The 7,267-nt window shown below is 65.3% G+C and carries 4 protein-coding genes; all 4 read right to left on the reverse strand.

The features are described from left to right. Positions 1 to 513: 513 nt before the first annotated feature. The gene (locus tag C2L80_RS12545) at positions 514 to 1,371 is read right to left on the reverse strand and encodes an SGNH/GDSL hydrolase family protein (protein ID WP_087198792.1); all 858 of its coding nucleotides are present in this window, start codon (positions 1,369 to 1,371) and stop codon (positions 514 to 516) included. A gap of 26 nt (positions 1,372 to 1,397) precedes the next feature. Beyond that, on the reverse strand, positions 1,398 to 2,213 hold the full coding sequence (locus C2L80_RS12550) for a DUF1648 domain-containing protein (RefSeq protein WP_169999084.1): 816 nt from the start codon (positions 2,211 to 2,213) through the stop codon (positions 1,398 to 1,400). Then, the gene (locus C2L80_RS12555; protein ID WP_224759118.1) at positions 2,210 to 3,151 is read right to left on the reverse strand and encodes a PfkB family carbohydrate kinase; all 942 of its coding nucleotides are present in this window, start codon (positions 3,149 to 3,151) and stop codon (positions 2,210 to 2,212) included. Before C2L80_RS12555 ends, C2L80_RS12550 begins: the two co-directional genes overlap by 4 nt. 1,535 nt (positions 3,152 to 4,686) lie before the next feature. Next, positions 4,687 to 5,442 carry a hypothetical protein gene (locus C2L80_RS12560; RefSeq protein ID WP_087198789.1) on the reverse strand — a complete coding sequence of 252 codons (756 nt, stop codon included), beginning with the start codon at positions 5,440 to 5,442 and terminating at the stop codon, positions 4,687 to 4,689. Positions 5,443 to 7,267 lie beyond the last annotated feature (1,825 nt).

Genomic DNA, 7,267 nt, shown 5'->3' on the forward strand with positions numbered 1-7,267 from the left:
GGGGTGGGAATTTGGGGTTGCCCCCTCAAGTCGCCTTGCTCAAGCCACCTTCTCTGCCCCCTCGTCCACGACTGCGTGCGATCGTTCCGCGTCTGACGAAACGTCGCAATCGCAGCGAGGATCCACAAGCGCAGACGAAACCACCTGACGCAAACGGATGTTTCACGTGAAACACTTGTCGCAATGTAGTGCGATATCGGAACAAATGTTTCACGTGAAACAATCGACCGAGCGGACGGTCTTCGAGAACGCGCGCGAAACGCCCTCCTGCAAGCACGGCAAGCCGTGTGTCACTGTCGCCATTCGCGGCGCATTCCAGGCCGCGCCACCGCGCATCCCCCACAGCGCATTCCACAGCGCATTCCAAGCCGCATCTCCGCGCATCCCACAATGCATTCCAACCTGCGGAATCGCGCATCCCGCGGCGCATCCCAGGCTGCGTCACCGCTCATCCCGCGGCGCATCCCAACTCGTAGCACCGCGCATCCTGCGATGCGCGCGACGCATCGCGCCCTACCGACGGCACACGCACAACCATGCGGCGCCGGTGGAGGCGGCGTGCTCGCAGCCAACGCAGGGGCCCTCGCACGAGCGCTGGGAGCGCGGCGCGCCCGTCGCGGCCACGGCCGCATCGTCGGCCAAGCCCATCGCGTGCAGAACGAGCGCGGCGAGCTGGCGCATGCCGCGCGCCGTGGGGTGCGTGCCGTCCACGGCCTCGTAATCGAACTCGAGCGCCGCGACGTCGGCGACCGCGCACCCCGTGCGCGCAGCGGCGGCCCGGATGGCGTCGTTGTAGCACTCGATGGGCACGCCGCGCAAATTGTAGGCGAACGTGGAGCGGTCGCAATCGGCCACGCGTCCGGGGCAGAGCGTGCAGCATCGCACCGTCGTCTGCGGATACGCCCTGCGAACGCGCGCGAGCATGCGCTCATAGGCCGCCCCGAACCGCTCGGCGGCGTCCGCATCGGCCAAACCGGGCATCTGCGGTTCGACATCTGCCAGGTCAAGGCATGCGGGAACGGCGTTTCCGCGCCCCGCCGCCTGGGCCGCCGCGCCGCCCCATCCGTAATCGTTGACACCCATGAACACGAGCACTTCATCAGGCGCGACGCCGTCGCGCGCAAGGGCAGCCACGCGCTCGGCGCTCTCTCCCGCCGGAAATCCCGCGCCCTCCACCAAGCTGCCGGAGTACGCGCCCACGCGCCACGGCACGCCGCCCATGCCGGAAACCACCTGCGCCCACCAGGTGTCCGATGGCAGCTTGACGCCCGTCGCGCGCCGTCGCGCCCCCTCGTAGTACACGCGGAACCCTTCAGGGACGCACCCTTCGAACGTGCTGATGGAATCGCCCAAGATCGAAACGCGCTTCATCGCTTCCCCCTGCATTCCGCAGCCCCTCATGCGCCCGCGCCGAAGCGCGCCGCGCACCAGAGGGCCGCCACGACCAGCGACAAAAATAGCACAAGCTCGCCGAGGGCGCGTCTTTGCCGCACGGTGTCGCCCAACTTGCGTTCGCGCTCGGTGGAGCCGGGGCGACTGTTCGCGACGACCGCGCCCGTCGCGCCACACCCCGCAACGCCCGTCGCGCCCGCCGCGCTACGCCCCGCAACGCCCGCCGCGCTACTCCCCGTCGCGCCACGCCCCACCGCGCCGGAGCCCTTGAAGAGCAGGTACGCCGCCACGCCCCACATGAGCAGCAGGGCAAACGCGAACAGGATGTCGGAAACCCATTGGCCCCCGCCGTTCGCCATCTGGGCCGTTTCACCCGCAGCCGCACTCGCGCCCGCAGCAGCCGCGCCGATCTCGCCCGCTACCGCACCCGCCCCAGCACCTGAAGCCGCATCCGCACCTGCGCCCGCAGCCACATTGAAGCCCACCAGGACGCCCTGCACGGCCGCCATCACCAGCAGCACGGCAACCAACAGGGGGAACGGCGCGCGATTGAGCCCGCCGTAGTCGTCGAGCACGAACCAGTCGTTGTTGTTCGTCGCGCGCAAATGCTCGTAGAGCACCGCAAGCCCCACGCAAAGCAGGTTCACCGCCGTCACAATGCCGGCTGACACGAACAAGTGAGCCTTGCCCTCCCATTGGTCGGGGCCGCTCACGCCGAAGTGCACGGCCACCACATCGGGCAGGATCGGCTGCGCCACCGCCGTCAACGCGAGCGGCAGCACCGCGAGCGCCACGAGCGCCGCTTTCCTCGCGCGACTCACAGCGACACCCCCAGCCGAGCGAACGCCGCATCGGAGAGCGTGCCGCCCGGCACCTGGCACACGGCACCGGCCACGCGGTTCGCCAATGCGAGCGCGTCCTCCCACGTCCGTCCGGCGGTGCGCGCCGCCACCAGCGCGCCGAGATGCGCATCGCCCGCACCGATGGTGTCCGCGACGTCCACCGGCTCGGCGGGCACCAGCACGTGCCGACCCTCTTCAAACAGATGCGCGCCGCGCGCGCCCTCGGTCACCACCACCGCGCTCCCGCACTCCGCAGACAACGCGAACCCGGCCTCCTCAAGCGACGCGCGCCCCGTGTACGCGCGCACCTCCGCATCGTTGAGGTGCCACACCGGATGCAGCGCGTTGATGCGCGCCGTGCGCTGCGCAGCCACCTGCGTCACGCGCGGCCCGGGCGCGTAATACAAACGCACCTCGGGATGCGCCTCGAAGAACCCCACGATGGCGTCGCCGCCCGCGCCCTCCACCTCGTAGCCGCTGGCGAAGCCGCATGCGAAGTCCGTCGCGTCGAGCTCGTCGAACCAGCTTGCCGCGAAATGCCGGTCGATGCCCGGCAGGGTGAGCATGGTGCGCTCCCCTTCCGGCTCCACGAAGCAGACGCATCCGCTGTTGTCGTACACGGCTCCGCCGTCGCCGCGGCCTTCGGGCACGCGCAGGGCCTCCATGCCGCGCGCCGCCAGCTCGCGCTCGACGAATCCGGCGAACACCCCCTGCCCCACCGGCGCAAACAGCGTGTACGGCACACCGAGCTGGCGCAGCACGTTCGCGGAATTGAGCGCGCAGCCTCCCGCGGCGGCCCGCACCTCCTCGGCCACGACGCCTTCGCCCGACATCGGCAGCCGAGGCACCCGGCACACCAGATCCGCTATCACGGCACCCACGGCCAGAATCGCACGCCCCGTCGTCTCCATCCGCATCGACCTCGCTTCCCGCCTTCGTCCCAGCCTTCGCCGCCGCCCTGGCCTCGTCCCAGGCGCCACCCCGACCTTCGCCCCGGCCTTCGCCTTCGCCGCCATCGGCGCGCGGACCCGCCCGCCCCATGATACGGCATGAGAAAGCCGCAATGCCACGCAGATCGAAAACCGACTTCCCAAGCGACAAAGGAGCGACAAAAAGGGACGGGGATAGTGTCACATTCTCCGGGGCGACGCTTCTCGCTCCGACAAGCGACAAAAGGGCGACAAAAGGGCGGGGATAGTGTCACATTCAAAGCGCCGACGGGGCTCGCTTGGCGAGTTGATCTAGCTTATATCAAACCCGATTTGGCATAGGAGCAGAGAGATGTCCAGCACAAAATGACGGTTAAGAACGATTTTTCAACTGAGCGGATTTTCACGACCTGGTATTTCTCCAAAAATTGTCTCGAAAGGAGCGAAAAAATCGTTCTTAACCGTCATTTTGTGCTGACGCAATCGCCTGGTCTATGTTAAACCACCATTGACATAGGCCTGGTCGGCCCCGCCGTACGCGAATCGCCCAGGCGCCTCGGAAGCCCCCTATCCGCCAGGAGGGAGCCTTGCGGGGCGCCCGGCCAGAGGGGTCCGGCTCGGAGTTGGAAGAACATGGGTTCGTGTCAATCCTGGTTTGACATAGGCCAGGTCAGCCCGACGGGCGAGGCCCTGCCAACACTTCGGAAGGCCTCGCCCGACGGGCGAGGAGGGGCCTTCCGAAGCGCCTGGTCAAAGGAAGCTCGGCTCGATATGGGGCGAACGTGGGTTCGTGTCAATCCTGGTTTAACATAGAGAATCGCCTTCTGCTGTTAAACCGAGATTGACTTGGGCCAGGCCGGCTCGACGCGCAAGGCTCCACCTTCGCTTTGGAGGTCCCGGCCGGTAAGCGGACCCCCCCCCCCCCGAAGCACCCGATCGGGGGCTTCGGGGGACGATTCGGCGAACGCGGGTTCGTGTCAATTTTGGTTTAACAGCGGAAATCGCCTTCTCCTATGAGCCGTCGGAGGCAGAGGTTAGACGGCTCGCCGCGCAAAATCTGGCGGCGGCGTGAAAGATTCCCTCACCCGACGAGCCCTCCACCTCGTCTAGTCGCAAGGATCACAATCCAAGTCCCAGCCAACATAGGTTCCGATTCCGCCTCAACAAGGACGAGTGAGTTTTCGGCGCAAGCATCACCAGATTGCTACCGAGAATCGCCCCAAGCCGGACGAGAACCGGCTTTGCCTCCAACGCGGCCCCCCCCCCGACCTGGTAAAACGCCAAAAGCGCTCGTCGCGCTCGCAGAAAGATCCTCCCCGCTTTCGGCAACAATCTGGTGATGCTTGCGCCGCAGACCGCCCCACGCCGCGCATGCACCCGCGCCCCCGCCCGCGTCACACGCGCGCCCTCGCCTACGCCCACCTGCAATGACCGCGCCGCCCATCACAGGCCACCCCACATCACACACTGCCCACCACCCGCGCGCCACGCCCACGCGCCCGCGCACCCCGCCTCCAAGCCCTCTACGAAAGCCGCCCGTCCCCGCATTCCGAGAAACGTTCGCGATGATACCCTCGGAACCGCACCGTCTGGCCTCCCTGCCCCAGCAGGCGCGCGATTCCACGGCGCTCGACCGCTTCGAAGCAGCACTCCACGCTCTCCTTCATGGCCGTGTGCGCGTAGTTCCAAAATGAGTCGATCTCGTCTTGCATGATGAACTTGTTCGTCTGCGTGAAATGGTAGCGCAAGCGCCCGAACACGCCCATGACATGGTATTCGGCAATGAAGTCCACGACGATATCGGGCATTTGCCGTCCATCGAGGTAGTACCTCACATCCTCGCGAAACGGCGGCAGGAACAGCGCGATGATGTAATCGAACAAATCCAGGTAGCACGAGCTCGAAAATACGATGGAGTAGTAGCGCCGATGGTTCTCCCAGTGGTACGCCATCGCTTTGAAGTACGGACCTTGACACAGAAGGCCCTTCTCGCGGCGGCGCGCATAAAACGGAAGCTCGGGGTAGGGATCGAACGCGTCAGCAGAGGGCTTCTCCTTCTCCCAATCATCGAAAAGAGCATCTTCCAGCATCTTGGCGAGATAATCGCGATAGATCCAGATCATGAGGCTGTCGATGTTGTCGAAATAGTTGTAGAACGTCTTCCGATCGACGTGAAGATACCTCGTCAGCTCTGCCACCGTGACGCGCTTGGTGGGCGTTTGCGGAACCAGCGTCATGAACGCGCTCGCAAACCTCTGCTGGACTGAGGCCTTCGACATATGCATCCCTCTTTTGTCTGCCTGCACACGGTCAACGCTGATTAACTTACAAGGACGAGCGGTCACCTGAGAATACCCCACAAATCGGAATGTGGGGATGCGCGCGTTCCAGTTTTGCGAAAACGTGGACATGTCGCAACGAACAGGCACGTCAGGCGACTGTTCGACAATGGTAAGCCGGCTTTTTCGCGCCATGCGGGCGGTCGGCTCCGGAGATGGCGCTTGCACGCATATTCACCTTCGAAGAAGGGCTTCATCCCTGCCGAACCAAGGTCGACACGAAGCCGCGCTCGCCGGATTCCAAGCCGAGGTGCCGGAGGGATCCAAGCACAGCAATCCAACCCAGCCTCTGCCAACGGCAGTTTGGAAGAGAGGCGATCCTCTACATTAAACCAGGATTGACACGAACCCGCATTCGCCGACCCCCCCCGAAGCACCTGATCGGGTGCTTCGGGGGGTCCGCTTGCCGGCTGGAACCTCCAAAGCGATGACGGAGCCTTGCGCGACGAGCCGACCTGGCCCATGCCAATCCCGGTTTAACAGCGGAAGGCGATCGTCTCTGCGAAACCAGGATTGATACGAACTCATGCTTGCTGATCCTTGAGCCGGGTTTGCTCTGGCCGGGGTTTCGGAAGGCCCCCGCCGCGCGCGGATCGCCCAGACGCCTCGGAAGCCCCCTATCCACCAGGCGGGGGCCTTGCGGGGCGCCCGACCGGAGGGGTCCGGCTCAGAACTGGAAGAACATGGGTTCGTGTCAATCCTGGTTTAACGGAGACAGGCGATCCCCTTAGCACAAAATGACGGTTAAGAACGATTTTTCCGTTCCCTACAGGAGCATTTTCCGAGAAACACCAGGTCGCGAAATTCGCTCCAACCAGAAAATCGTTCTTAACCGTTATTTTGTGCTATCGCATCGACGCGTCTCGGCCAAACCGCCGTTGGCACAAACCCGCGTTCACCGGATTTCGAGCCGGACTCCTCTGACCGAACGTTTCGAACCCCCTCCCCGCCCGACGGACGGACCCCCCGCAGTGCCGAAAGGACCTCGCTCGGCGGGCCGATCCGGCCTACATCGGTTCCGGCTCAACAAAGTCCAACCAACCTCTACATTAAACCAGAATTGGCGCGAACTCATATTCGCCAATCCTCGAGCCGATCCTACCCTGGCCGGACGCTTCGGAAGGTTCCGTCCCGCCCGTCGGGCGGGGCCCCTGCGTCACCGGTGGGGCCTCGCTCGGCGGGCCGATCCGGCCCGTGCCGATCCCGGTCTGGCAGAGGGTCGGCAAGCTCTGGACAAAAACGAACTGTTTCTCTATTCACGTTTGAGGATAGAGAAACCGCCCCCGCCTTCGACCAGGAGCTTTGCTCGAACGTTGGCCGCAGCGCGCAAGCAAAGGGCCCCTTCAAGCCGAAAAACCGGAGAAACCGTCGCTTTTTGTCCATGACCGCCTGCATCATGTTCGCAGGGATCGGGAGGGCGGGGGTGCCGCGCCCTGCCGCAACTTCGACCTGCGCCCTGTCGGTTACGTGCCGCTCGGCGCCCTGCGCGCCGCCGCCCACCACCCGTCGCGAGCGCGTCACCTCGCCCGCGGCCCCGTGCTCCCCGCCTGCGCCCCCGTCCTTGCCTGCGCCCTCCTCGTTCCCGTCCCCGTCTGCACGTTTCGCAAGCGCGCCCCGCCCCATTACTGTTTGGGCCGACCTTCGGGTCGGCTCCTTTTGCATCGAACTCGACATGGAGATATGATTGGCGCCGGCCCTGCGGGGTCGCCGGCCGACCACCCCGGACAGCCGTTTCGCCCCCGCGCGCCTCGTCCGCACCCACCCG

Origin of the sequence: Rubneribacter badeniensis (assembly GCF_002899695.1) — a bacterium.
In the GTDB taxonomy this organism is placed as follows: Bacteria; Actinomycetota; Coriobacteriia; order Coriobacteriales; family Eggerthellaceae; genus Rubneribacter; species Rubneribacter badeniensis.